The following is a 22,865-nucleotide window of genomic DNA, read 5'->3' as shown; positions in this document are numbered from 1 at the left end:
TGTGACCGACTCGCACGCCGCCGATGGACCGCCCCGCGCCCTGCTGATCGCGGCGCTCGTCGTTGCGGTCTCGGTGCTGATCACGGTCCTCGGTATCGCGGCGTCCCGGCAGCGCTCACCCGAGCAGCAACCCGTCGCCATCCCGTCGATACCTGCACCCCAGGCCGACAGCCAACAATGCCACGACCTCCTGAACGCACTGCCACAACAGCTCGGAGATTTTCGGCGTGCCCCGACGGTGGACCCGACCCCGCCGGGCACCGCGGCCTGGCGTGCCGAGCCCGACACCGAGCCGGTCGTCCTTCGCTGCGGGCTGGAGCGCCCCACCGATTTCGTCATCGGCACTCCGCTGCAGGTGGTCGACGAGATCCAGTGGTTCCGGGTCGGCGACGCAGGCCCGGGGAGCGAGGCCGATGATCAGGGCCGCAGCACCTGGTACGCGGTCGACCGCCCGGTGTACGTCGCCCTCACTCTGCCGGCCGGGTCAGGGCCGACACCCATTCAGCAGATCTCCGGTCAGATCGCCCGCACCATGCCCGCCCAGGAGCCCGCGCCGGCGGGCTGAACTCAGCGCAGGCCGGTACCGCGCGCCAGTGCGGTCTCGACCATCGCCGTCAGCAGTGTCGGATAGTCGACGCCGCTGGCCGCCCACATCCGCGGGAACATCGAGATGGTCGTGAACCCCGGCATCGTGTTGATCTCGTTGATCACCGGTCCGTCGTCGGTCAGGAAGAAGTCGACGCGGGCCAACCCCTGGCAGTCGACCGCGGTGAAGGCACGTACCGCCAACCGGCGGACCTCCTCGGAGACGGCGTCGTCGACCTTGGCGGGCACATCCAATTCGGCTGCGTCGACAAGGTATTTGGTGGCGAAGTCGTAGAAGCCGTCCTCGCGTCCGCGCACACCGGCCACCCGGATCTCGCCCACGGTGCTGGCTTCGATCTGGCCGTCGGGGAATTCGAGTACGCCGCATTCCAGTTCGCGCCCCGGGATCGCGGCCTCGACGATGACCTTCGGATCGTGACGGCGCGCGAGTTCGATCGCCGCGGGCAGCTCATCCCACGCCGCGACCCGGCTGACGCCGATCGACGAGCCACCCCGGGCAGGCTTGACGAACACCGGCAGACCGAGGCGCTCCCGCTGCTCCAGATCCAGGGTCGGATCAGAACCGTCGCGGCTGGGACGCAGCACCACGAAGTCGCCGATCGGCAGGCCCTCGGCGACGAGCAGCTTCTTGGTGAACTCCTTGTCCATGCCCGCGGCGCTCGACAACACACCGGAGCCCACGTAGGGGATACCGGCCAACTCCAGCAGGCCCTGGATCGTGCCGTCCTCGCCGTAGGGGCCGTGCAGCACCGGGAAGACCACGTCGACGGCGGCCAACAGCTCACCGGGACCGTTGCTCAGCGCCAACAGCTGACCGCTGCGATTCGGGGCGGCAGGCAGTGCGAGCTCGGTCCCGGATGTCTCGGTCACCTCGGGCAGCCGGCCGTCGGTGATCGCGAGCGTCTCCGGACTTCCGTCGGTCAACATCCACGAGCCGTCGGGGGTGATCCCGACGGCGACGACCTCGAATCGCTCCGGGTCGAGGTTGCGCAGGATGCTGCCTGCCGACACGCAGGAAATCGCGTGCTCAGAGCTACGCCCGCCGTAGACGACGGCGACGCGGGTGCGGGATCCGGTCTGATTGCGGGCTGTCACAACCTAGAGAGGTTACCGTCCCGGCCCGCCGCTGCCTTCCGGCGCATCCCGACCTGGGCTTTCATCGCTGCAGTGCCTGCTCCACGTCGGAGAGCAGGTCTTCGGTGTCTTCGATCCCGGCCGAGATGCGGGCGAAACCGGCGGGCACGGGGTCGCCCCAGCGGGCCCGGCGGTCGACCGAGGTGTGGATCCCGCCGAAGCTGGTCGAGGCGATGAGCAGCGCACTGCGCTCCACCAGGGCATGCACCGCGGCGGCATCGGCCAGCTCTATCGACACCAGTCCGCCGAAACGCTTCATCTGGGTGGCCGCCAGCTCGTGTGCCGGATCTTCGGGCAGCCCGGGATAGCGCACCGAGCGCACCGCCGGATGGCTGCGCAGCAGCATCGCCAGGGCCGCCGCGTTCTGGCACTGCCGTTCGAAGCGCAGTCCGGCACTGCCGAGGCTGCGCAGCACCAACCAGGCCTCGAACGCGCCCAGGATGGGCCCGGCCAGCAGCCGGTCGCGCTCCAGCGCGGCCATCAGCTCGGGCTGACTGCCCGCCACGTAGCCGGCCACCAGATCGCTGTGCCCTGACAGTGATTTCGTGGCACTTGCCACCACGAGGTCGGCGCCGAGCGAAAGCGGTTGCTGGCCCAGCGGTGTGGCGGTGGTGTTGTCGACGACGAGCGTGGCGCCGCGACTGCGGCAGGCCATCGCCAGCCGGTGCAGGTCGACGACGTCGAGCCCCGGATTGGCCGGTGTCTCGGCAAGCACCACGTCAGCTCGGGCGGACGCCTCACAGATGTCGGCAACACTCGCCTCTATCACCGTAATACCCTGTGGCGCAAGGTATTCCGTCGCGTACCGACGGACCTGGTAGTAGCCGTCGGCGGGGACCACAAGCGTGGATCCCGGTTTGGCCAGCACCCGCAGAGCCGAGGTGATCGCGGCCATGCCCGATGCGAACGTGAGCGCGGCGGCAGCCCCTTCCAGTTCAGCGAACGCCGCTTCGAGCTGCCGCCACGACGGGTTGGAGCTGCGGCCGTAGCTGTCCAGCGGCTCAGCTTCGTCGGATGAGAGATGGAACGTGGACGCCGGCACCGGGACCGGCGCCACCGGCTGCCCTGGAATCGATTTCAGACCAACAGCTTTGACGCTCCGAGTGGAATCTCCGTACAAGCCGTCCATACCCGCTTTTCCTCCTCGCGTCCCGAGGCCCGTCACTCCGGTTTGGTGCTGCGCCCCAATAGCCCTGCGACTGCTTCGTGAACCGACAATCCTTTGTGGCACACCCGATGAACGGCGTCGGTCAACGGCATCTCGACACCGTAACTGGATGCCAGCGCCAGCACCGATTCACACGAGGCCACGCCCTCGGCGACATGTCCGCCCGCGGCGATCAACGCCGATTCCATGGTGCCGCCCTTGCCCAGCCGCTCACCGAAGGTGCGGTTACGGGAACGCCTCGAGGTGCAGGTGGCCACAAGGTCTCCGACACCGGCCAACCCGGCCAGCGTCGCGGGGGTGGCGCCCAGCGCGATACCCAGCCGCATGACCTCGGCCAGGCCGCGGGTGATGATGGCGGCCACGGTGTTCTCCCCCAGCCCCACGCCCACCGCCATCCCGCAGGCCAGCGCAATCACGTTCTTGCAGGCGCCGCCGACTTCGGCGCCGACCACGTCGGCGTTGGTATAGGGCCGGAAGTATCCGGTGGCGAGTGCGCGTTGCAGCGTGACCGCCCGTCCGGAGTCACTGCAGGCCACGACGGTGGCCGCGGGCTGCTCGTCGGCGATCTCGCTGGCCAGGTTCGGCCCGGTCACCACCGCGACCCGGGACGGATCGACACCGGTTACCTGCACGATCACCTGACTCATCCGCATGAGCGAGCCGAGCTCGATTCCCTTGGCCAGGCTCACCAGGGTCACGTCGTCACCGATCAGGTGCTTCCACCCCGCCAGGTTCGCCCGAAGCTGCTGGGCCGGAACACCGAGCAGCACCGTGCAGGCGCCGGCCAGCGCCTCGGCCGGATCCGAGGTGGCCCGGATGGTCGACGGCAGCACGACGTCCCCGAGATACCGACTGTTGCGATGCTCGGTGTTGATCTCGTCGGCAACCTCTGGACGCCGTGCCCACATCGTCACCGGATTTCCCGCGTCCGCCAGCACCTTGGCCAGCGCCGTCCCCCACGCACCGGCACCCATCACCGCAGCCTCTACCACCCGTTCACCCTATCCCGGCGGCTGCGCCACGCGCCGACGCCGGCCGGGCTGGCAGGATGAACCCATGAGCGGCTCCCGAAGCGGCAACGCCGCGGCCACGCCGACCGCTGACGTCGCCCTCGTGATCGCGGTGAAACGGCTGTCAGCCGCCAAAACCCGGCTGGCGCCCATCTTCTCCGCAGCCACCCGCGAGGCCGTGGTGCTGGCCATGCTCGTCGACACCGTCACCGCCGCGTCGTCCATCGCACCGGTCACCGTCGTCACCCCCGACGAGACCGCGGCGGAGGCTGCCCGGCAGCTCGGCGCCAGGGTACTGATGGACCCGACACCACCCGGTCATCGTGACCCACTCAACAACGCCATCACCGAGGCCGAGGCCGAGCTTCGCGCCGCGGCACCGAATATCGTTGTCCTCCAAGGGGATCTTCCTGCCCTGCAACCCCAGGAGTTGGCCGAGGCCCTGTCCCTGGCCCGCGGTTATCAACGCAGTTTCGTCGGCGATCGGCACGGCACGGGAACCGCGGCGCTGTTCGCGTTCGGCACTGCCCTGGCTCCGCACTTCGGATCCGATTCGGCTGCGCGCCATCGTCACTCCGGTGCCATCGAACTCACCGGTGCCTGGCCCGGTCTGCGCTGCGATATCGACACTCCCGACGATTTGCAGGCGGCCCGGCGTCTCGGCGTCGGCACCGCAACGGCACGCACCCTCGGCAGGCATGCCACCAGGTAGCCGAGGACCCGCGGGATAAGGAATGATCGGACGGATGAGCGAAGCCACCGAAGCCGAGCCAGGTACCCGATCGGACACCTCCCGACGGGACACCGCGACGGCCGTATCGGGGCAGTCCGACGAGTCATCGGCACCTGAAGCGCCACCGGCGGCCACCTCGCCCGCCGTGGACAACGCGCTGCCCGAGGACCGGTACCTCAACCGCGAGCTGAGCTGGCTGGACTTCAACGCCCGGGTCCTGGCCCTGGCCGCCGACACCTCGCTGCCCTTGCTCGAGCGAGCGAAGTTCCTGGCGATCTTCGCGTCCAATCTCGACGAGTTCTACATGGTCCGGGTGGCCGGCCTCAAACGCCGCGACGAGATGGGACTTTCGGTGCGCTCGGCCGACGGCCTGTCCCCGCGCGAACAGTTGCGTCGCATCAACGAACGCACCCAGCAGATCGCCAGCCGTCACGCCAGCGTGTTCTTCAACTCGGTCCGCCCGGCCCTGGCCGAAGAGGGCATCGTCATCGTCAACTGGGCCCAGCTCGACGAGTCCGAACGCGCGAAGCTCTCCACCTACTTCCATGAGCAGGTGTTCCCGGTCCTCACCCCGCTGGCGGTGGATCCGGCGCACCCGTTCCCGTTCGTCAGCGGCCTGAGCCTGAACCTGGCGATCACCGTCAAGCATCCCGAGGACGGCGGCCAACATTTCGCCAGGATCAAGGTGCCCGACAACGTCGGCCGTTTCGTCGAACTCAGCGGCCCCGCCGAATCGACGGTGGTGCGGTTCCTGCCCATGGAGGAACTGATCGCGGCGTTCCTGCCGGTGTTGTTCCCCGGTCTCGAAATCGTCGAGCACCACGCATTCCGGATCACCCGCAACGCCGACTTCGAGGTCGAAGAGGATCGCGACGAGGACCTGCTGCAAGCGCTGGAACGCGAACTGGCCCGCAGGCGGTTCGGCTCGCCGGTCCGGCTGGAAGTGTCCGACGACATGACCGAGAGCATGCTCGAACTGCTGCTGCGGGAACTGGACGTGGACCCCGGCGATGTCATCGAGTTGCCTGGGCTGCTGGATCTCTCCGCGCTGTGGCAGATCTACGGCGTGGATCGGCCCGCCCTCAAGGACCGGCCGTTCGTGCCCGCCACCCCACCGGCTTTCGGCGAACGTGAGACGCCGAAGAGCATTTTCTCCACCCTGCGCGACGGGGATGTGCTGGTGCATCATCCTTATGACTCGTTCTCCACCACGGTTCAGCGCTTCATCGAGCAGGCCGCCGCCGATCCCAACGTGCTGGCGATCAAGCAGACGCTGTACCGGACCTCCGGTGACTCCCCGATCGTCAACGCCCTGATCGATGCCGCCGAGGCGGGCAAGCAGGTGGTGGCGCTCGTCGAGATCAAGGCTCGCTTCGATGAGCAGGCCAACATCAAGTGGGCCAGGGCACTCGAACAGGCCGGGGTGCATGTGGTCTACGGGTTGATCGGACTCAAGACGCACTGCAAGACCTGCCTCGTGGTGCGGCGCGAGGGGTCGACGATCCGGCGCTACTGCCACATCGGTACCGGCAACTACAACCCGAAAACCGCACGCCTGTATGAGGACGTGGGGTTGCTCACGGCCGATCCCGACATCGGCGCCGACCTCACCGACTTGTTCAATTCTCTGACCGGGTATTCCCGTAAGGACGCCTACCGCAATCTGCTGGTGGCGCCGCGCGGGGTGCGCAAGGGCATCATCGAGCGCATCGACCGCGAGATCGCCGCCCATCATGAGGGAGCCGAGACCGGAATCCGGTTGAAAGCCAACGCACTGGTCGACGAACAGGTGATCGATGCGCTCTACCGGGCCTCGCAAGCCGGGGTCCCGGTCGAGATCGTGGTGCGGGGTATCTGCGCCTTACGTCCCGGTGTTCCGGGGTACTCCGACAACATCACGGTGCGCTCGATCCTCGGACGCTTCCTGGAGCACTCGCGCATTATTCACTTCCGCGCCATCAACGAGTTCTGGATCGGCAGTGCGGACATGATGCATCGTAATCTGGACCGCCGCGTCGAAGTGATGGCTCAGGTCAAGGATCCGAGGCTGACCGCTCAACTCAACGAGGTGTTCGAGTCCGCGATGGATCCGGCCACCCGGTGCTGGGAGTTACGACACGACGCTCACTGGACGGCGCTGCCCCAGGAGGGACAGACAGTCCGCGACCACCAGGTGTCGCTGATGGAACGTCACCGGCACCCCTGATCCCCGCCTGGCCCCGGGCCTGGCGAATGACCTGCAGGAGTTGAGGTGTCCGATGACAGCACGACAGCGGCCAAGCCGGGCATGAAGCTCGTGCCCGCGGCGGGCGCCGTGTTGTGGCGCGGCGGTGAGGACGCCGCAGGCGGGGCCGTGACCGAGGTGGCCGTGATCCACCGTCCGCGATACGACGATTGGTCCCTGCCCAAGGGCAAGGTCGAGTTGAACGAAACCGACCCGGTGGCCGCGGTACGCGAGGTTCATGAAGAGACCGGATACACAGCACAACTGGGCCGCCGGCTCGGTTCGATCTCGTATGACATCCCGCAGGGCACCAAACGGGTCTGGTACTGGGCGGCCCGCGCCACCGGAGGAGACTTCACCCCCAACGACGAGGTGGACAAGCTGATCTGGCTGCCGGTGGATGCTGCGATGGACCAGCTGGGCTACCCGCATGATCGAAAAATGTTGCGCCGCTTCGAGAAACACCCGCCCGACACCAATACGGTGCTCATCGTGCGGCACGGTACGGCCGGACGGCGCTCCCGTTTCAAGGGCGACGACCGCAAACGTCCGTTGGACAAGAAGGGCCGGGCGCAGGCCGAGGCCCTGGTCGGTCAACTACTGGCATTCGGTGCCACAACGCTTTACGCGGCCGACCGGTTGCGCTGTCATCAGACCCTGGAGCCCCTGGCACAGGAACTCGGGGTGGACATTCACAACGAGCCGGCGCTGACCGAGGAGGCGTACAGCTCAGACCACAAGGCCGGCCGCAGCCGTGTGCTGGAACTCGCGACCCGGGCGGGAACCCCGGTGATCTGTACCCAGGGCAAGGTGATTCCCGATCTCATCTCGTGGTGGTGCTCGCGGTCACAGGTGCGTCCGCAGACCACCGGAAATCGCAAGGGCAGCACCTGGGTGCTGTCGATGACCGACGGCCGACTGGTCGCCGCGGACCATCTCGGCAGTCCCCTGCCTACCGGCGGCTAAAGCCACACGAGAAAGGCACGTCGTGAGCTCACCTACGGCCCACGACGTGCCTTTACCGTAATTACTTGCGGCCCTTCTTGGCCGGGGCCTTCTTGGCAGCCACCTTCTTGGCGGGCGCCTTGGTCGCGGCCTTCTTGGCCGGTGCCTTGGTCGCGGCCTTCTTGGCGGGAGCCTTCTTGACAGCCGCCTTCTTGGCCGGTGCCTTGGTCGCGGCCTTCTTGGCCGGCGCCTTCTTGACCGCCGCCTTCTTGGCGGGAGCCTTCTTGACAGCCGCCTTCTTGGCCGGTGCCTTGGTCGCCGCCTTCTTGGCCGGCGCCTTCTTGACCGCCGCCTTCTTGGCCGGCGCCTTCTTGGCGACGGTCTTCTTGGCAGCGGTCCGCTTGGCCGGGCCCGCGGTGACGCCGCGCTTGACGGCCGGACCGTCAGCCGGGAGACGCTGCGCCCCAGCGACAACCGCCTTGAATTGAGCGCCCGGACGGAACGCCGGCACCGAGGTGGGCTTGACCTTCACCGTCTCGCCGGTGCGCGGGTTACGCGCCACACGAGCAGCGCGACGGCGCTGCTCGAAAACACCGAAGCCGGTGATCGTGACGCTTTCGCCCTTGTGCACCGCGCGGACGATGGTGTCCACAACGTTCTCCACCGCGGCGGTAGCCTGCCGACGATCGGTGCCCAGTTTGGTTGTGAGTACGTCGATGAGCTCCGCTTTGTTCATCCAAAACCTCCGAAACCAGTGGTCCTCCTTGGACCGACTAGAGGACACGGTAAACCCTGTGACCACTGATTTCCAAGAGCCACGCGCAATTTCAGGCGTAGCTAGCGAACAATCCGGCAATCCGCTTGCCCCACTTGGACTCCGCTCGGTTGGGTCCAGAACCGGTTTGGCACGCGGCGATTTCGGGCGCCGAAGCACCCTTACGGGGCCCCCGATCAGGCCGGCAGAGTGCGCGGCTTCCAGGTCGGGCGGCGCTCCTCGAAATCCTCGATCGAAGAGAGTTTCCGCAGCGTAAGGCCTATATCGTCGAGCCCCTCGAGCAGCCGCCAGGCCGTGTAGTCGTCAATTCTGAACGGCAACACAACCGTTCCGGCGACGACATTTCGATCTTGAAGATTCACAGTGATTTCCAGCCCTGGATTCTGCTCGATGAGCTTCCATAAGAGCTCGACATCGTCTTGGGCGACTTCGGCGGCCAATAGCCCGGCCTTGCCGGCGTTGCCGCGGAAAATATCTGCGAATCGGGATGAGATAACCACCCGGAATCCATAGTCCATGAGCGCCCAGACGGCATGTTCGCGTGACGATCCGGTACCGAAATCGGGTCCAGCGACCAACACCGAGCCTTTGTCGAATGGCGAAAGATTCAGAATGAACGACGGATCTGTGCGCCAGGCGGCGAACAATCCGTCTTCGAAACCTGTTCGGGTCACCCGCTTCAAATAGACCGCGGGGATGATCTGGTCGGTGTCGACATTGGACCGCCGCAGCGGGACGCCGATGCCGGTGTGAGTGCCAAAAGCCTCCATCAGGCTTCTCCTTCTGGTTTTCTTAGCGGGTCGCGGCGGGCAGATCGGCAGGGGACGCGAGCTTTCCGCGTATGGCGGTGGCTGCGGCGACGGCCGGCGAGACGAGGTGCGTACGGCCCCCCTTGCCCTGTCGGCCTTCGAAATTCCGGTTGGAAGTGGAGGCGCAGCGCTGGCCCGGGGACAGTTGATCGGGGTTCATGCCCAGACACATCGAGCAGCCGGCCTGTCGCCATTCGGCGCCGGCGGCGGTGAATATCCGGTCGAGGCCTTCCGATTCGGCCTGGGCCCGGACTCGCATCGAGCCAGGCACCACCAGCATCCGTACCCCGGCGGCGACCTTGCGATCGCGCAGCACGTCGGCGACCACCCGCAGGTCCTCGATCCGGCCATTGGTGCAGGACCCGACGAAGACGGTGTCCACGGCGATATCACGCATGGCCATCCCGGGTCGAAGATCCATGTAGGCCAAAGCCTTCTCCGCCGACTGACGCTCACCGTCGTCGCCGATCAACTCCGGATCGGGAACCGATGCGGACAGCGGAACGCCCTGCCCCGGGTTGGTTCCCCACGTCACGAACGGGCTCAACGCGGCGGCATCCAGGTAGACCTCGGTGTCGAATTCGGCGCCCTCGTCGGTACGCAACTCGCTCCATGCGGCCAGAGCAGCGTCCCAGTCGGCCCCCTTGGGAGCGTTCGGGCGGCCCTTGAGGAATTCGAAGGTGGTCTCGTCAGGCGCGACCATGCCGGCCCGGGCCCCGGCCTCGATGCTCATGTTGCAGATCGTCATCCGGCCTTCCATGGACAACGCCTCGATGGCGCTGCCCCGGTATTCGATGACGTGGCCCTGCCCGCCACCGGTACCGATCTTGGCAATCACGGCCAGGATGATGTCCTTGGCGCTCACCCCGGGCGGCAGCACGCCATCGACGTTGACCGCCATGGTCCTGAACGGCTTGAGCGGCAGTGTCTGCGTGGCCATCACGTGCTCGACCTCGGAGGTGCCGATGCCCATGGCGATGGCGCCGAACGCACCGTGGGTCGAGGTGTGGCTGTCCCCACACACGACGGTCATGCCCGGCTGCGTCAGCCCCAGCTGCGGTCCGATGATGTGCACGATGCCCTGTTCGGCATCACCCATCGAGTGCAGCCGGATGCCGAATTCCTCGCAGTTGCGCCGCAATGTCTCGACCTGGGTGCGCGAAACCGGATCCGCGATGGGCTTGTCGATGTCGACCGTGGGCACGTTGTGGTCCTCGGTGGCGATCGTCAGGTCGGGCCGTCGCACCGGCCGGCCCGCCAATCGCAGGCCGTCGAATGCCTGCGGGCTGGTGACCTCGTGGACGAGATGCAGGTCGATGTAGATCAGGTCGGGCTCTTTGGCCGCGCCCTCTCCCTCACCGCGCGCCACGACGTGGTCGTCCCAAACCTTTTCGGCCAGGGTGCGCGGCTTCACGGATGTCTGTGTCGATTGGTCCATCGCTACTTCTCGATTCGATTAATGGCAATGCGGGCTTGCATCAAGAGTCCGCCAGGGCTGGGAGTTACTGTCGCCATCTCATCTGTCATCTCACAATGCGAGACGCTAGTATCTCTCTGTGAGAAATGATAGCGGCATCGGCGTCCTCGACAAAGCCGTGGGTGTGCTGCACACCGTGGCCGAGTCACCGTGCGGGCTGGCCGAACTCTGCGAGCGGACCGGCCTCCCCCGGGCGACCGCGCACCGGCTGGCCGCGGGACTCGAAACCCACCGGCTGCTGGCCCGTGACGGCGACGGACGCTGGCGTCTCGGCCCGGCACTGACCGAATTGGCCTCCCACGTCAACGATCCGCTGCTGGCGGCTGGGGCCGCGGTCCTGCCCCGCCTGCGCGAGATCACCGGCGAGAGCGTCCAGTTGTACCGGCGCGAGGGCCAATCACGAGTCTGTGTGGTGGCGTTGGAACCCCCGGCCGGCCTTCGCGACACCGTGCCGGTGGGCACCCACCTACCGATGACCGCCGGCTCGGGGGCCAAAGTTCTACTCGCCTACGCCGACCCGGCCACCCAGCAGGCTGTACTGCCGGCGGCCAAGTTCACCGACCGCGCGCTGGCCGAGGTACGCAAACGGGGCTGGGCACAGAGCGCCGCCGAACGTGAGCCGGGGGTGGCCAGCGTCTCGGCGCCGGTGCGTGACGGCCGGGGTGCCGTGATTGCCGCGGTGTCGGTGTCCGGACCGATCGACCGCATGGGCCGCCGGCCGGGGGCCCGCTGGGCGGCCGATCTTCTGGCCGCGGCCGACGCGCTGACCCGCCGGCTGTGAGGCGAATCTCAGTATTTTCGTGACGCCTCGGCGTGCCGTCCGGCACGGCACGGCACGGCGCCAAAATCCGACACTGAAATCCGGCCAGCGTCACACCAGAGTGACGTTCGACACCCAGAGCCACTCTGGCGTGACAGACCGGTTGCGTGACGGGACGAAATCGACTCCGGGCACAAAGCCCGCCCAACGCAAAAGCGCCCAGTTCGTAAGAACTGGGCGCTTTTACTTCTTGTACCCCCGATGGGATTCGAACCCACGCTACCGCCGTGAGAGGGCGGCGTCCTAGGCCGCTAGACGACGGGGGCTAGAACTTCCGGATGGTCAGCATAGCTCAGGCGATCTCACTGACCTAATCCGCTAGTTGGCTGGGGTACCAGGACTCGAACCTAGAATGGCGGTACCAGAAACCGCTGTGTTGCCAATTACACCATACCCCATTTATTGCCCATCACCGCAGGTCACAGGCGATTTCGATCCGATCGGCTCAGCGGGGGCTTCCCCGTTTTGCTTTTCGGGCCGACGAGCAGACTACCAAAGATTTCGGACGGTTTTTCACACCCTGCCCCGGGCCGCACGCAACCGCTCCAGGCTGCGGTCGGCGCCCAGCAGTTCCATCGACTCGAACAGCGGCGGGCTGATCGTCGCACCCGTGACTGCGACGCGGATCGGCCCGAACGCCTTACGGGGCTTGAGCTCCAGACCCTCCAGGAGCGCCGCCTTGAGCGCCGCCTCGATGTTGGCGGTGTTCCACTCAGAAACTCCCTCCAAGGCGCTCAGCGCGGCGTCCAGGACCGGTGCGGCCTCCTCGCGCAGTTCTTTGGCAGCGGACTTCTCGTCGATCTCGTAGGAGCTGTCGTCCAAGAACTTCAAGAGGCCCCACGCATCGCCGAGTACGACGATGCGGGTCTGGATCAGCGCAGCGGCTTCGGCGAATGCGGCGTCGTCCAAACCGGTGTCGTGACCATGGGCGTCGAGATATGCGTGCAGCCGTGCGGTGAAATCCTCGGGCGTCAGCTGCCGGATGTGCTCGGCGTTGATCGCGTCGGCCTTCTTCTGGTCGAACCGCGCCGGGTTGGAGTTGACGTCGGCCACATCGAATGCGGCCACCATCTCGTCGAGGCTGAATACGTCGTGATCGTCGGCGATCCCCCAGCCCAGCAGCGCCAGATAGTTCAGCAGACCCTCCGGCAGGAAGCCGCGATCGCGGTGCAGGAACAGGTTCGACTGCGGATCACGCTTGGACAGCTTCTTGTTGCCCTCGCCGAGAACACTTGGCAAGTGGGCGAATTGAGGCACCTGCTCGGCCGCACCGATCCGCATCAAGGCCTGGTACAGCGCGATCTGGCGCGGCGTCGAGGGCATGATGTCCTCGCCGCGCAGCACGTGGGTGATCTTCATCAGCGCGTCGTCGACCGGGTTGACCAAGGTGTACAACGGATCTCCGCTGGCGCGGGTGATGGCGAAATCCGGCACCGAGCCCGCCGGGAAACTCACCGGCCCGCGCACCAGATCGGTCCAGCCGAGGTCCTCGTCGGGCATGCGCAGGCGCAGCACGGGCTTACGGCCCTCGTCGGCAAAGGCCTTGCGCTGCTCATCGGTGAGGTCGCGGTCGAAATTGTCGTATCCGAGTTTGGGATTGCGCCCGGCCGCCACGTGCCGCGCCTCGACCTCTTCGGGCGTCGAATACGCCTCGTAGACCTCGCCGGCCTCGACCAGACGGGCGATCACGTCACGATAGATCTCGCTGCGTTGCGACTGCCGGTACGGCTCGTACGGGCCGCCGACCTCGGGCCCTTCGTCCCAGTCGAGACCCAGCCAGCGCAGTGCGTCGAGGATCGCGGCGTAACTCTCGGCACTGTCACGCGCGGCATCGGTGTCCTCGATGCGGAAGACGAACGTCCCGCCGGTGTGCCGGGCGTAGGCCCAGTTGAACAGGGCGGTGCGCACCAACCCGACGTGCGGGGTGCCGGTCGGCGACGGGCAGAACCTCACCCTGACCGGACCAGAGGGAGATGTCATCATTTACCTCTACTTCTGCTTACGCACAACGGGATTGGTGAGGGTGCCGATGCCTTCGACGGTGACGCTGACGGTGTCGCCATCTTCGATCGGACCGACGCCCTCTGGGGTTCCGGTCAGGATCAGGTCCCCGGGCAGCAGCGTCATGACGGCCGAGACCCACTCGACGATGGCACCGATGTCGTGGATCATCAGCGAGGTTCGGCTGCGCTGGCGCACTTCGCTTTCGCCGGCAGAGCCGGCAATTCTGTGTGCGACTTCGGTGCGGATCTCCAGATCGGACGGGTCGAGGTCGTTGACGATCCACGGGCCCACGGGGCAGAACGTGTCGTGACCCTTGGCCCGCATCCACTGGCCGTCCTTGGCCTGCTGGTCACGCGCCGAGACGTCGTTGGCAATGGTGTAGCCCAGGATGTTCTCGGCGGCCCGCGCGGCGGGCACATCCTTGCAGGGCCGCCCGATGACGATCGCCAGCTCACCCTCGTGGTGGACGGGATGGGCGTCGGCCGGCAACTGGATCGGCACATTGGGGCCGACGATCGCGGTGTTGGGCTTGAGGAAGATCACCGGATCCTCGGGAGCCACCCCACCCATCTCCTGGGCGTGGGCCTCGTAGTTCTTGCCCATGCAGATGACCTTGCTGGCCAGGATGGGTGCCAGCAGGCGGACGTCGGCCAGCGGCCAGCTCCGCCCGGTGAAGTTGGGGTTGCCGAACGGATGCTCGGCGATCTCTTTGCAGACGGTATCCGCACCGTCGCCTTCAACACTGACGAAAGCGACGCCGTCGGGACTGGCGATTCGACCTAAGCGCATTTTGACCAGGGTAGTGCGCAGCGTCTTACGACCAGCGCGGACGCCTCCAGTCGCTTTCGTCAGCGCCCGTCGAACACCGTGGCGAGGAACGGCGTGGAGTCGGGAACCGAGGCCATCACCGCCCCGGAGTGATCCGCGTCGGGATAGACCTTCAGTGTGACGTCCTGCCCGTTGGCGCGTAGCTGATCGGCAAGCTGCTGCGACATGTTCGGCGGGACATCGCGGTCCAGCAGCCCGATGCCGAGGAAGATCGGCCGGTCGTACCCGCTGGTCGGCGTGCCCAGGTAGGCGTCGAGCGCTTCGGTGAGCCCGGGCAGGGTGGCCAGCGGCGCGCGGAAGTACGCGGTCGGTGTCATACCGGTGAGCTGCTGGTCGAGTTGCGGCTTGCACAGCGTCTCCGCCTTGGCGACCGCGTCCAGCCCGGCCGGAGTGAGCACGCTGTCGATGTCGAGATCGGGCCGCGCCTCCCGCACCCCGGCCAGGATGTAACCGGTGTAGCTGTTGGCTGCGGGCCCCATGTTCGGCGGCAGCGCCATGTCCGGCCCGGCTTGCTTGACGATGCCCTCGACATTGAAGGGTGTGCCGGTCGCCACCACGCCGCGGTAATCCAGACCGGTGCCGCGGCTGAATTCGGTGGCCCAGCGCGCACTGTTGACGGCGGCCCCGCCACCCTGCGACTGGCCCACGATGGCCCACTTCGGTGACAACGGCAGATCCATGTGGTGCATGGCGATCACCGAATCGACGACGCTGTGCGCGGTGGCCACGCTGTTGAGGTAGCTCATCAGACCGGGGGTGCCCAACCCGGCATAGTCGGAGCCGACAACGGCGTAGCCCTGGTCGAGCCAGTGCGTCAGGTATTCGTCATCTCGGTCGCTGCGTGGTTGTGCCGAGGGAGCGCAATCGTCGCCGAGTCCCACGGTGCCGTGCGCCCACGCGATCGTCGGCCAGCCACCCTCGGGCGCCTCGCCACGCGGAATGAACACCGCCGCGGTGCTGACTGCCGGCGAATCATGCTGATCGACAGTTGAATAGAGGATGCGGTAAGCCGTCGCTGCGCCAGGTACCGACAGCGCGGGATCCAGCGGGACAGTCTCGATCAGGCTGCCGGGCGTGGGAATCGGCGCGTCGTAGTGACGAACGTCCAGGCCAGACCAGTCGGGCACCGCCGCCACAGCGGTCGGCGCTGTCAAGAATCCACACGTCAGCAGAACGGTTGCCACAAACGACATCTTCACGGCCACAGCGTATTGCACGTTCGATGCGTCTCATATTTTGGAATAGAAGTTCAATATTTTGAGACGCCGTGAAACGATGCGTCCATGGCCGTTTCGTCGATCAGCACGTTCCGCCGTTGGTCGATGCTGGCGATTGCACTGACTGCCACCACATGCGCCAACGTGTTCATCAACGGCGCGGCGTTCCTCATTCCGACGCTGCACGCCGAGCGCGGCCTGGATCTGGCCAAAGCGGGCCTACTGTCGTCGATGCCGAGTTTCGGGCTCGTGCTCACTCTGATCGCGTGGGGCTATGTCGTCGACCGGGTGGGCGAGCGGATCGTGTTGACGGTGGGCTCGGCACTGACCGCGGCTGCGGCGTTCGGCGCGGCCGCGGCACATTCCCTGGTGATGGTCGGGGTATTTCTACTGTTGGGCGGAATGGCTGCGGCCAGCAGCAATTCGGCGAGCGGGCGGGTCGTGGTCGGTTGGTTCCCACCTGAACAGCGCGGGCTGGCCATGGGGATCCGCCAGACGGCAACGCCTCTGGGTGTCGGATTGGGCGCGTTGGTAATTCCGCGCCTGGCCGAATCCCACGGTGTGGCAACCGCATTGCTGTTCCCGGCGATCGTGTGCGTGCTGGCGGCGGTGATCTGCGCTGTGGGCGTACTGGATCCGCCACGTCCGCCCCGCCACGAGGCGCCGGCCGAGCACCTGGCCAACCCGTACCGCGGCTCAAACGTGTTGTGGCGCATCCACGCCGTCTCGGTACTGCTGGTAGTGCCACAGGGCCTGGTATGGACGTTCACTCTGGTATGGCTGATGAGCGATCGGGGTTGGTCTGCGGCATCGGCCGGCACGCTGGTGACCATCGCTCAATTGCTGGGCGCGGCAGGCCGGATCGCCGCGGGCCGCTGGTCCGATGTGGTCGGGCAGCGGCTTCGCCCCATTCGCACCATCGCATTGTCGGCCGCGGCGGCGATGGGGCTGCTGGCGCTCACCGATTGGCTGGGCTCCCCGATCAGTGTTGCCCTGATCGTGATCGCCTCGGTGATCACGGTGTCCGACAACGGCTTGGCGTTCACGGCGATCGCCGAGATCGCCGGTCCGTTCTGGAGCGGACGCGCATTGGGTACCCAGAACACCAGCCAGCACCTGGCCACCGCCAGCTCGGCGCCGTTGTTCGGGGCGCTGATCGGCCTGGCCGGATACCCCGCGGCTTTCGCGGTGTGTGCGTTGTTGCCGTTGTTGGCCGTGCCGCTCGTGCCGGCCGATCCGGTGCGCGAAGAGACGTAAAACTGCCCCTTCCCGTCAACAATGGGCAGTTCTACGTCTGCTCGCGGTGGGGTGGACACGCTGCAGCCGATCGGACCACACCGCGCCTTCGTCGCCACGAACCGGTCACCTCAGCCGTCCAACTCGCTCATGTCCCCTGTCTCCGGGGTTCCGTCGGCAAGTCCGTACTGCAGATACACGATGCCGCTCGGGCTGGCCACCGGCGGTTGCAGCAGTGTGACGTTGGTGGGCACCGCGCCACCGTCGAACACTTTCTTTCCCACGCCGAGCACGATCGGGTGCAACCAGAGGTCGAGACGGTCAAAAAGCTTCTCGCGCAACAACGTTTGCACCAGATTCAAGCTTCCGACAACCGTCACATGCTCGTGCCGGTCACGGACCTCACGCACCGCGCCGGGCAGGTCCGGTCCCAATACCGAGGACCCATCCCACGAGAGTTCGGGATTGCCGCGGGAGGCCACATACTTCGGGATGCGGTTGAACAACGTGCCGAATTCGTCGTCCTGCTGCGGCCAGTACGCGGCGAAGATGTCATAGGTGCGCCGACCGAGCAGCAGCGCATCGGTGCCCTGATACGCGGCGGCGACCTGCGCGCCGGAGACCTCGTCGATCAGCGGCGCCTGCCAGCCGCCGAACGAGAACCCCACCGGATCCTCGTCGGGGCCGCCGGGCGCCTGCGCGACGAGGTCCAGGGTTGCGAACAGTTCGATCTGAATGAGTCCCATGCCCATACAGACCCGTGGGCCCGGGCAGATTCATCGCCGCCCGGCGCTGAGCAGTTGGCTAGCACGCTCTCGTCGATCGTCGACTCTGCGTCCAGGGCGCGAATGTGCGTGTGGCACGCGCCCTCAGCGCGGAGTCAACGTCTACAGCAGCGACAGAATCCGCTCGCCGACCTCGCTGGTCGAGAGCTTCGCGTCACCGCGGGTGGCCAGGTGCTCACCAACAGCCTTGTCGACCCGCGCCGCCGCGTCGGTCTCGCCGATGTGGGCGAGCAACAACGCCACACTCATCACCGCGGCGGTCGGATCGGCAATTCCCTGCCCGGCGATGTCGGGCGCGCTGCCATGCACGGGTTCGAACATCGACGGATTGGTCCGCGTCGCATCGATATTGCCGCTCGCGGCCAGTCCGATACCGCCAGACACCGCGGCCGCCAGGTCGGTGATGATGTCGCCGAACAGGTTGTCGGTGACGATCACGTCGAACCGGCCGGGATCGGTGACCATATGGATGGTCGCGGCATCGATGTGCTGGTAAGCCGTCTCGACGTCCGGGTATTCCGCACCGATCTCATCGACGGTGCGCTTCCACAGCGAGCCGGCAAACGCCAGCACGTTGTTCTTGTGCACCAGCGTGAGGTGTTTGCGCCGGGTGCGGGCTTTCTCGAACGCGTAACGCACGACTCGCTCCACACCGAACCGGGTGTTGGTGGACACCTCGGTGGCGACCTCGTGCGGGGTGTCCACCCGGATCGCGCCGCCGGTTCCGGTGTAGGGACCTTCGGTGCCCTCGCGCACCACCACGAAGTCGATCGCCGGGTTGCCGGCCAACGGGCTGGAAACCCCGGCGAACAGCCGAGACGGCCGCAGATTCACGTGGTGGTCCAACGCGAACCGCATGTTCAGCAGCAGTCCGCGCTCGAGCACACCGCTGGGTACGGAGGGATCACCGATGGCGCCCAACAGGATTGCGTCATAGCCCTTGAGCTCGTCGACGAAGCCCTCGGGCAGAGTCTCCCCGGTCGCGTGATAGCGACGCGCGCCCAGGTCGTATTCAGTCCGGTCCACACCGGGCAGCACCGCGTCGAGCACCTTGCACGCCTCGGCGATGACCTCCGGACCGATGCCGTCACCGGCGATTACAGCGAGTTTCATGACAGGTCGACCACTTCCAGCGTCGTGGCGTCAACCGCGGCAGAGAGCGCGGCGCGCACATCCTCGGGCACGTCGGTGTCCAGGCGCAGCATCACGATGGCGCTGTCGCCGTCGACGTCCTGGCTCAGCTGTGCGGCGAGGATGTTGACGTTCGCCCCGCCCAGCAGGGTGCCGATCTTGCCGAGCGCGCCCGGCTGATCGTTGTAATGGACGATGAGGTTGTAACCCTCGGCCCGCAGGTCGAAGTTGCGCCCGTTGATCTGGACGATCTTCTCGACCAGCTGCGGCCCCGACAGGGTGCCCGCCACGTTCACCGCGCTGCCGTCGGCGTGCACGACGCGCACATCGACCACGCTGCGGTGGTTCGGGCTCTCGGTGGCGGTGCTGATCTCAGACGCCACGCCACGGTCGGCGGCCAGCGTCGGTGCGTTGACGAACGTCACCTGCTCGTCGACCACCGCGGAGAACAGGCCCCGCAACGCCGACAGCCGCAGAATCTCAACGTCCTCCGACGCCAGCTCGCCACGCGCCTGCACGGACAGCGAGACCGGAGCAGCATCGGACAGGGCACCGGCCAGCAGACCCAGCTTGCGCACGAGGTCCAACCAGGGCGCCACCTCTTCGCCGACGGCCCCGCCGCCCACGTTGACCGCGTCCGGCACGAATTCGCCGGCCAGCGCCAGCTTCACGCTGGCGGCCACATCCGTACCGGCGCGGTCCTGCGCCTCAGCGGTCGAGGCACCCAGGTGCGGGGTCACGACCACCTGGGGCAGCTCGAACAGCGGACTGTCGGTGCACGGTTCGGTGGAGAAGACGTCCAGGCCGGCGGCACGCACATGGCCGCTGTTGATGGCATCGGCCAGGGCCTGCTCGTCGATCAGACCGCCGCGGGCGGCGTTGACGATGATGACGCCCGGCTTGGTCTTGGCCAGGTTCTCCTTGCCGAGCAGGCCGGCGGTCTCCTTGGTCTTGGGCAGGTGCACCGAGATGAAGTCGGCGCGGCCGAGCAGCTCGTCCAGCGGCAGCAACTCGATGCCGAGCTGGGCTGCGCGGGCCTGCGAGACATAGGGGTCGTACGCCACGATGTGCGCGCCGAAGGCAGCCAGGCGCTGGGCGACCAACTGCCCGATGCGGCCCAGGCCGACGACGCCGACGGTCTTGTCGAAGATCTCGACGCCCGAGAACGACGACCGCTTCCAGGTGTGTTCACGCAGGGTCGCGTCGGCGGCGGGGATCTGCCGGGCCGTGGACAGCAGCAGGGCAAGGGCGTGCTCGGCAGCGCTGTGAATGTTGGAAGTCGGTGCGTTCACCACGAGCACTCCGCGGGCGGTCGCGGCGTCCACGTCGACGTTGTCAAGGCCGACACCGGCGCGGGCGACGATCTTGAGTTTGGGGGCTGCAGCCAGCACCTCGGCGTCCACCGTGGTGGCAGAACGCACCAGCAGCGCGTCGGCTTCCGGCACGGCAGCGAGCAGCTTCTCGCGGTCCGGACCGTCGACCCACCTGACCTCTACCTGGTCACCGAGGGCGGCGACGGTCGATTCCGCGAGCTTGTCGGCAATCAAAACAACGGGAAGACTCACGCGGACAGCCTAGTGGGCTGGTGGCCCGGCGTTTCAACTGCCTCACGACGTCCGCCCACTGCATCCGGGCCTGCGAGTCGGACTCCTCGTCGAGGGCCCCTCGGATCGGACCATCGATACATCTGCCGCTGCGATTGATCCAAACGCACGGTCGCGTTCCTCTCCCTCCGTGGGCAATGCCGGTGTTCCCATGGACGCGGGGAACCCATATTGTGGTTGAATACTCACAATGTGGGTTACGTATTCCGGGGAGGAACTCAGGCAAATGGACGTTTCCCTGCCACTCGAAGGAGTTCGCGTGCTCGAACTCGGCAACTACATCGCTGCTCCGACCGCCGGCCGTCTCCTTGCCGACTTCGGCGCTGAAGTGATCAAGGTCGAGCGCCCCGACACCGGCGATGAACTACGGAGATGGCGGCTCTACGCCGGCTCGACATCCATGCTGTTCCGGACGATCAACCGCAACAAGAAATCGATCGTCCTGGATTTGAAGACCGACGAGGGGCGTCGCGATGTCCTTCGTATAGCCGCCCACTGCGACGTCGTCATCGAGAACTTCCGCCCCGGCACGCTGGAGAAATGGGGTATCGGCCCAGAGGAACTCACCGCCGTCAACCCGGCGCTGATCGTCATCCGGATCTCGGCGTTCGGTCAGACGGGTCCGCTGGCCACACGTCCTGGATTCGCCGCCGTGGCGGAGGCTTTCGGCGGACTGCGGGAACTCACCGGCGACCCGGATCGGCAACCGGTCCGGGTGGGGGTGTCGATCGGAGACTCGATCGCGGGAATCTATGCGGCATTCGGGGCGGCGATGGCCCTGTTTCAGCGCGAGCGCGGCACAGAGCTGCTTCCGACGCACCAGCGAACGATCGACGTCGCTCTCAACGAGGCGATCTTCTCCGTCATGGAATCCCTGGTACCGGATTACCTCGCGTACGGCGTCGAGCGAGCTCGCGTGGGTGGGCAGATGGAGGGCATCGCACCGTCGAACGCCTACGTATGCGCCGACGGCAAATCGGTGGTCGTCGCCGGAAATGGCGACGCGATCTTTCGGCGATACATGAACGCGATCGGCCGTCCAGATCTGGCCGACGATCCGGACCTGGCCAGCAACGACGGCCGCTGGCGCCGGCGCGATGAACTCGATGCCGCGATCAGCTCGTGGACCGCGCAGCATTCCCGCGAAGATGTCCTCACGACGCTGGATGGTGTCGACGTCCCCTCCGGGCCGATCCTCACCGCGGCCGATATCGCCGACAACGCGCAGTACGCGGCGCGCGGAATGGTCCAGTACTTCCCCGTCGACACCGGCTCAGCGGAGCCTTGCGAGGTCGGTTTTCCGGGCATCGTGCCGGTGATCGGAGGCGAGTCCATCCCGGTCCGCGCTGTCGGTCCCGACCTCGGCGAACATACCGAGGAGATTCGTGCTCGGTATCTCGTCGCGGAGCGACAGCCATGAGCGGCGACGGCGGAGCCCGGCTGCGCGACGTCACATTGCGCGACGGGCTACAGCTGACCGGAAAGCTGCTGCCGACCGCACGAAAGCTCGAAATCATCCGATTCCTGCTCGATCTCGGAGTTCCCGAGCTTGAGATCGGTTCGCTCGCCCGTCCCGATCTGGTACCGCCAATGGCCAACACACTGGAGGTGATCGCCGAACTCACACCGGACGAGCTCGAACACTGCTGGGTATGGGTGGCCACGCCCCGGCACGTCGCCAAAGCTGCCGAAATGGGCGCCACGAACTTTCAGTACTGTCTGTCCGTTTCCGACGCCCACAACCGCGCCAACGTCGGGCGCAGTACCGAGAACAGCCTCAACGCGATGCCGCAAGCAATCGATATCGTCCGGGCGACCGGCGGTCGGATCCAGCTGTGCCTTGCGACGTCGTTCACCTGTCCGTTCCAGGGCGCAGTGCCCGAACAGAGCGTGCTGGACATCGTGACCGACCCGCGGACCGACGGCGCTGACGACACCGTTGTGTGCGACACCCTGGGACACGCGGTCCCGGCTCAAGTGCGCACCCTCATCCATCAGATTCGGAATCGGGTTCCCCGGCGCCGCATAGTGTTCCATGGCCACGACACCTGGGGGATGGGAGTCGCCAACTCCCTGGCGGCGATCGCCGCGGGTGCGGATGTGATCGACGGCGCGCTCGGTGGTCTGGGTGGTTGCCCATTCGCACCCGGCGCTTCGGGCAACACCGCCACCGAGGACATCCTGTTCGCAACCAGGCCGGATTATCTCGACCCCGGCAGCTTCGCGCGCCTGGTCGAGCAATCCGAATCGCTGCTGACGGAGCTCGCTGAGCCGATGCGTTCAGCGGCCGCCCGAGGAGCCCGGTCTCGCGCCCAAACCTTCGAATGGGTGCTGCCCGCGGTGCCCTAGTAAACGGCTC

At 66.6% G+C, this 22,865-nt stretch carries 20 protein-coding genes and 2 tRNA genes; 8 read left to right on the top strand and 14 right to left on the bottom strand.

The window, feature by feature from the left end:
• Position 1: 1 nt before the first annotated feature.
• Complete coding sequence (locus HBE63_RS06835; RefSeq protein ID WP_166904080.1) at positions 2-565, top strand: DUF3515 domain-containing protein; 564 nt, start codon at positions 2-4, stop codon at positions 563-565.
• Positions 566-567: 2 nt separating this feature from the next.
• On the opposite strand, the gene HBE63_RS06830 is transcribed toward HBE63_RS06835, so the two are convergent.
• The 3 genes from HBE63_RS06830 to HBE63_RS06820 form a co-directional block, all read right to left on the bottom strand.
• Positions 568-1,701: a D-alanine--D-alanine ligase family protein gene (locus tag HBE63_RS06830; RefSeq protein WP_166904079.1), complete on the bottom strand. Its 1,134-nt coding sequence runs from the start codon at positions 1,699-1,701 to the stop codon at positions 568-570.
• Positions 1,702-1,762: 61 nt separating this feature from the next.
• Positions 1,763-2,869, bottom strand: a complete 1,107-nt coding sequence (locus HBE63_RS06825; protein ID WP_166904078.1) for a cystathionine gamma-lyase — start codon at positions 2,867-2,869, stop codon at positions 1,763-1,765.
• Positions 2,870-2,901: 32 nt separating this feature from the next.
• Complete coding sequence (locus tag HBE63_RS06820; RefSeq protein WP_166909466.1) at positions 2,902-3,882, bottom strand: NAD(P)H-dependent glycerol-3-phosphate dehydrogenase; 981 nt, start codon at positions 3,880-3,882, stop codon at positions 2,902-2,904.
• 82 nt (positions 3,883-3,964) lie between these two features.
• Here HBE63_RS06820 and cofC point away from each other — a divergent pair, with 82 nt between their 5' ends.
• The 3 genes from cofC to HBE63_RS06805 all read left to right on the top strand — a co-directional run bounded on the left by cofC (position 3,965) and on the right by HBE63_RS06805 (position 7,841).
• The gene (gene cofC / locus HBE63_RS06815; protein WP_166904077.1) at positions 3,965-4,630 is read left to right on the top strand and encodes a 2-phospho-L-lactate guanylyltransferase; all 666 of its coding nucleotides are present in this window, start codon (positions 3,965-3,967) and stop codon (positions 4,628-4,630) included.
• A 34-nt stretch (positions 4,631-4,664) separates the two neighbouring features.
• On the top strand, positions 4,665-6,857 hold the full coding sequence (locus HBE63_RS06810; RefSeq protein WP_208301315.1) for an RNA degradosome polyphosphate kinase: 2,193 nt from the start codon (positions 4,665-4,667) through the stop codon (positions 6,855-6,857).
• An 81-nt stretch (positions 6,858-6,938) separates the two neighbouring features.
• The gene (locus tag HBE63_RS06805) at positions 6,939-7,841 is read left to right on the top strand and encodes an NUDIX hydrolase (protein ID WP_208301417.1); all 903 of its coding nucleotides are present in this window, start codon (positions 6,939-6,941) and stop codon (positions 7,839-7,841) included.
• A gap of 61 nt (positions 7,842-7,902) precedes the next feature.
• On the opposite strand, the gene HBE63_RS06800 is transcribed toward HBE63_RS06805, so the two are convergent.
• The 3 genes from HBE63_RS06800 to leuC all read right to left on the bottom strand — a co-directional run bounded on the left by HBE63_RS06800 (position 7,903) and on the right by leuC (position 10,842).
• A complete protein-coding gene (locus HBE63_RS06800; RefSeq protein WP_166904074.1) occupies positions 7,903-8,556 on the bottom strand; it encodes an HU family DNA-binding protein in 654 nt (217 codons plus the stop codon).
• A 215-nt stretch (positions 8,557-8,771) separates the two neighbouring features.
• The gene (leuD, locus tag HBE63_RS06795) at positions 8,772-9,365 is read right to left on the bottom strand and encodes a 3-isopropylmalate dehydratase small subunit (protein WP_166904073.1); all 594 of its coding nucleotides are present in this window, start codon (positions 9,363-9,365) and stop codon (positions 8,772-8,774) included.
• Between the two features lie 22 nt (positions 9,366-9,387).
• Positions 9,388-10,842 carry a 3-isopropylmalate dehydratase large subunit gene (gene leuC / locus HBE63_RS06790; protein WP_166904072.1) on the bottom strand — a complete coding sequence of 485 codons (1,455 nt, stop codon included), beginning with the start codon at positions 10,840-10,842 and terminating at the stop codon, positions 9,388-9,390.
• A gap of 118 nt (positions 10,843-10,960) precedes the next feature.
• Here leuC and HBE63_RS06785 point away from each other — a divergent pair, with 118 nt between their 5' ends.
• Positions 10,961-11,662 carry an IclR family transcriptional regulator gene (locus HBE63_RS06785; protein WP_055112748.1) on the top strand — a complete coding sequence of 234 codons (702 nt, stop codon included), beginning with the start codon at positions 10,961-10,963 and terminating at the stop codon, positions 11,660-11,662.
• 232 nt (positions 11,663-11,894) lie between these two features.
• On the opposite strand, the gene HBE63_RS06780 is transcribed toward HBE63_RS06785, so the two are convergent.
• The 5 genes from HBE63_RS06780 to HBE63_RS06760 form a co-directional block, all read right to left on the bottom strand.
• Positions 11,895-11,967: transfer RNA gene (locus HBE63_RS06780), tRNA-Glu, on the bottom strand.
• A 57-nt stretch (positions 11,968-12,024) separates the two neighbouring features.
• Positions 12,025-12,099, bottom strand: a tRNA-Gln gene (locus tag HBE63_RS06775).
• A gap of 115 nt (positions 12,100-12,214) precedes the next feature.
• A complete protein-coding gene (gltX, locus tag HBE63_RS06770) occupies positions 12,215-13,681 on the bottom strand; it encodes a glutamate--tRNA ligase (protein WP_166909464.1) in 1,467 nt (488 codons plus the stop codon).
• Between the two features lie 9 nt (positions 13,682-13,690).
• Positions 13,691-14,494, bottom strand: coding sequence for a fumarylacetoacetate hydrolase family protein (locus HBE63_RS06765; protein WP_166904071.1), 804 nt, complete (start codon positions 14,492-14,494; stop codon positions 13,691-13,693).
• Positions 14,495-14,553: 59 nt separating this feature from the next.
• Entirely contained in the window at positions 14,554-15,726 is a 1,173-nt protein-coding gene (locus HBE63_RS06760) for a S9 family peptidase (protein ID WP_166909462.1), read from the bottom strand.
• 90 nt (positions 15,727-15,816) lie between these two features.
• Between HBE63_RS06760 and HBE63_RS06755 the strand changes: the two genes are divergently transcribed.
• Positions 15,817-17,007 (top strand): MFS transporter, encoded by a 1,191-nt coding sequence (locus HBE63_RS06755; protein ID WP_166904070.1) that lies wholly within the window; start codon positions 15,817-15,819, stop codon positions 17,005-17,007.
• Positions 17,008-17,117: 110 nt separating this feature from the next.
• Here HBE63_RS06755 and HBE63_RS06750 read toward each other — a convergent pair whose 3' ends face one another.
• The 3 genes from HBE63_RS06750 to serA all read right to left on the bottom strand — a co-directional run bounded on the left by HBE63_RS06750 (position 17,118) and on the right by serA (position 20,467).
• Positions 17,118-17,732, bottom strand: coding sequence for a dihydrofolate reductase family protein (locus HBE63_RS06750; RefSeq protein ID WP_166904069.1), 615 nt, complete (start codon positions 17,730-17,732; stop codon positions 17,118-17,120).
• A 141-nt stretch (positions 17,733-17,873) separates the two neighbouring features.
• Positions 17,874-18,884 (bottom strand): 3-isopropylmalate dehydrogenase, encoded by a 1,011-nt coding sequence (locus HBE63_RS06745; RefSeq protein WP_166904068.1) that lies wholly within the window; start codon positions 18,882-18,884, stop codon positions 17,874-17,876.
• A complete protein-coding gene (gene serA, locus HBE63_RS06740) occupies positions 18,881-20,467 on the bottom strand; it encodes a phosphoglycerate dehydrogenase (protein ID WP_166904067.1) in 1,587 nt (528 codons plus the stop codon). Before serA ends, HBE63_RS06745 begins: the two co-directional genes overlap by 4 nt.
• A 265-nt stretch (positions 20,468-20,732) precedes the next feature.
• On the opposite strand from serA, the gene HBE63_RS06735 reads away from it, so the two are divergent.
• Together HBE63_RS06735 and HBE63_RS06730 are read left to right on the top strand one after the other, a co-directional pair.
• Positions 20,733-21,926 (top strand): CaiB/BaiF CoA-transferase family protein, encoded by a 1,194-nt coding sequence (locus tag HBE63_RS06735; protein WP_166904066.1) that lies wholly within the window; start codon positions 20,733-20,735, stop codon positions 21,924-21,926.
• Positions 21,923-22,855 (top strand): hydroxymethylglutaryl-CoA lyase, encoded by a 933-nt coding sequence (locus HBE63_RS06730; RefSeq protein WP_166904065.1) that lies wholly within the window; start codon positions 21,923-21,925, stop codon positions 22,853-22,855. Before HBE63_RS06735 ends, HBE63_RS06730 begins: the two co-directional genes overlap by 4 nt.
• Positions 22,856-22,865 lie beyond the last annotated feature (10 nt).

This window comes from Mycobacterium sp. DL440, from assembly GCF_011745145.1.
Classification (GTDB): domain Bacteria; phylum Actinomycetota; class Actinomycetes; order Mycobacteriales; family Mycobacteriaceae; genus Mycobacterium.
Note: the sequence above shows the minus strand (reverse complement) of the source record. Positions and strands in the feature narration are given on the sequence as shown.

Bases quoted from the DNA above. Each gene is read 5' to 3' on its own strand.
- HBE63_RS06825 (WP_166904078.1), bottom strand. From the start codon at position 2,869: ATGGACGGCTTGTACGGAGATTCCACTCGGAGCGTCAAAGCTGTTGGT.
- HBE63_RS06820 (WP_166909466.1), bottom strand. From the start codon at position 3,882: ATGGGTGCCGGTGCGTGGGGGACGGCGCTGGCCAAGGTGCTGGCGGAC.
- cofC (WP_166904077.1), top strand. From the start codon at position 3,965: ATGAGCGGCTCCCGAAGCGGCAACGCCGCGGCCACGCCGACCGCTGAC.
- HBE63_RS06810 (WP_208301315.1), top strand. From the start codon at position 4,665: ATGAGCGAAGCCACCGAAGCCGAGCCAGGTACCCGATCGGACACCTCC.
- HBE63_RS06805 (WP_208301417.1), top strand. From the start codon at position 6,939: ATGAAGCTCGTGCCCGCGGCGGGCGCCGTGTTGTGGCGCGGCGGTGAG.
- HBE63_RS06800 (WP_166904074.1), bottom strand. From the start codon at position 8,556: ATGAACAAAGCGGAGCTCATCGACGTACTCACAACCAAACTGGGCACC.
- leuD (WP_166904073.1), bottom strand. From the start codon at position 9,365: ATGGAGGCTTTTGGCACTCACACCGGCATCGGCGTCCCGCTGCGGCGG.
- leuC (WP_166904072.1), bottom strand. From the start codon at position 10,842: ATGGACCAATCGACACAGACATCCGTGAAGCCGCGCACCCTGGCCGAA.
- gltX (WP_166909464.1), bottom strand. From the start codon at position 13,681: ATGACATCTCCCTCTGGTCCGGTCAGGGTGAGGTTCTGCCCGTCGCCG.
- HBE63_RS06765 (WP_166904071.1), bottom strand. From the start codon at position 14,494: ATGCGCTTAGGTCGAATCGCCAGTCCCGACGGCGTCGCTTTCGTCAGT.
- HBE63_RS06760 (WP_166909462.1), bottom strand. From the start codon at position 15,726: ATGTCGTTTGTGGCAACCGTTCTGCTGACGTGTGGATTCTTGACAGCG.
- HBE63_RS06755 (WP_166904070.1), top strand. From the start codon at position 15,817: ATGGCCGTTTCGTCGATCAGCACGTTCCGCCGTTGGTCGATGCTGGCG.
- HBE63_RS06750 (WP_166904069.1), bottom strand. From the start codon at position 17,732: ATGGGACTCATTCAGATCGAACTGTTCGCAACCCTGGACCTCGTCGCG.
- HBE63_RS06745 (WP_166904068.1), bottom strand. From the start codon at position 18,884: ATGAAACTCGCTGTAATCGCCGGTGACGGCATCGGTCCGGAGGTCATC.
- HBE63_RS06735 (WP_166904066.1), top strand. From the start codon at position 20,733: ATGGACGTTTCCCTGCCACTCGAAGGAGTTCGCGTGCTCGAACTCGGC.
- HBE63_RS06730 (WP_166904065.1), top strand. From the start codon at position 21,923: ATGAGCGGCGACGGCGGAGCCCGGCTGCGCGACGTCACATTGCGCGAC.